Genomic DNA, 1,679 nt, shown 5'->3' with positions numbered 1-1,679 from the left:
CCATGGCCAGCCACACTCCCGGCGCCCCCGTCTTCGCCCCCGCAGCCGAGCTGCCCGACTGGGCCCTGCGCTCGGTCGATCTCGCCAACCCGCGCCTGGGCGCGAAGGCGCTCGCCGCCTCGGACGACTTCTTCGCCGAGGTCGCGCGCATGCTCAACCCCGAACCCGCGCAGTTCGTCCCCGGCAAGTTCGACACCAACGGCAAGTGGATGGACGGCTGGGAGTCGCGCCGAAAGCGCGTCGCCGGCCATGATTGGGCGCTGGTCAAGCTCGGCGTCAAAGGCGTGATCCGCGGCTTCGATGTCGACACCTCCCACTTCACCGGCAACTACCCGCCGGCGGTCTCGATCGAGGCCTGCGTGTCCGAGTCCGATGACGTCGTGGCGCTCCAGGCGGCGAGCTGGACCGAGATCCTGCCGGCCACGCCGATGGGTCCCAACAGCCATCACATCCTCGAGTGCGCCAGCACGGAGGCCTGGACCCACCTGCGCGTGAACATGTATCCGGATGGCGGCATCGCGCGGCTGCGCGTGTATGGCCGCCCGGTCGGCACGCTGGCGGCCAAGGCCGCCTCCGGCGAGCTCGTCGATCTGATCGCCATGGAGAACGGCGGCCGCGCAGTGTCGTGGAACGACGCCAGCTTCGGCTCGTCCGCGGCCGCGCTGCTGCTGCCCGGCCGGGGCATGAACATGGGTGATGGCTGGGAGACCCGCCGCCGCCGCGAGCCCGGCAACGACTGGTGCGTGCTCGAGCTCGGCGCCCCCGGCACGGTGGAGAAGATCGAGGTCGATACCGCCTACTTCAAGGGCAACTACCCGGATCGCTGCTCGGTCCAGGCCGCCTATGTCACCGGCGGCACCGACCGCTCGATCACCACCCAGTCGATGTTCTGGCACACCCTGCTGCCCGAGCAGAAGCTGGAGATGGATGCCATCCACACCTTTACGGAGCAGGTCGCCAAGCTCGGGCCGATCACCCATGTGCGCTTCAACATCTTCCCCGACGGTGGCGTCTCGCGCCTGCGCCTGTGGGGCAAGGTCGAGGCCAAGTAAGACCAGCGGCGCCCGGGCGCAGCCCTGCGCCCGGGCGCCCCACCCTGCACGCTGCCCCCAGTCGTCGAGCACACCCACCGCACCAGGCCGGGGGCAGATCCCGAGTTCTTACGGGCAAGCCCCCTCCCGCGAGGCTTCTGCCGCCCGCCCAAAGAGACCCGCCATGTCCGCACCCCTGCCCCTCGCTGTGCAGCCCCTCAGCCGCGAGGCCTTCGCCCCCTTCGGCGAGGTCATCGAGGCGAGCGACGCCGCCCAGCACTTCACCATCAACGCCGGCAACACCGAGCGCTACCACGACCTCGCCCGCATCGAGCCCGGCGCCGACGGGCGCGTCATCGTCTCCATCTTCCGCGGCCAGCCGCGCAGCCTGCCCTTCACCGTGCAGATGATGGAGCGCCACCCCAAGGCCTCGCAGGCCTTCATCCCGATGTCGGGCAAGCCCTATCTGGTGGTGGTCGCGCCCGCCGGCGAGCCCCCCAAGGTCGAGGACCTCAAGGTCTTCCTCGCCCGCGGCGACCAGGGCGTCAACTACGCCACCGGCGTCTGGCACCACCCGCTGCTCGCGCTCGAGGCCGTGTGCGACTTCATCGTCATCGATCGCAGCGGGCCGGGGCACAACTGCGACGA

Annotated in this window: 2 protein-coding genes; both read left to right on the top strand. The window is 70.3% G+C overall.

What is annotated here, in order from left to right:
* The first annotated feature begins 2 nt into the window (after nucleotides 1–2).
* Nucleotides 3–1,052: an allantoicase gene (alc, locus tag PLC66_RS22625; RefSeq protein WP_324544429.1), complete on the top strand. Its 1,050-nt coding sequence runs from the start codon at nucleotides 3–5 to the stop codon at nucleotides 1,050–1,052.
* Nucleotides 1,053–1,215: 163 nt separating this feature from the next.
* Nucleotides 1,216–1,679, top strand: a 464-nt coding sequence (locus PLC66_RS22620) for an ureidoglycolate lyase (protein WP_324544428.1), incomplete at its 3' end; no start/stop codon positions are given.

This window comes from Thauera sp. (genome assembly GCF_035444905.1).
GTDB lineage: Bacteria > Pseudomonadota > Gammaproteobacteria > Burkholderiales > Rhodocyclaceae > Thauera.
Note: the sequence above shows the minus strand (reverse complement) of the source record. Positions and strands in the feature narration are given on the sequence as shown.

Coding starts and splice junctions, on each gene's coding strand:
- alc (WP_324544429.1), top strand. CDS start 3: ATGGCCAGCCACACTCCCGGCGCCCCCGTCTTCGCCCCCGCAGCCGAG.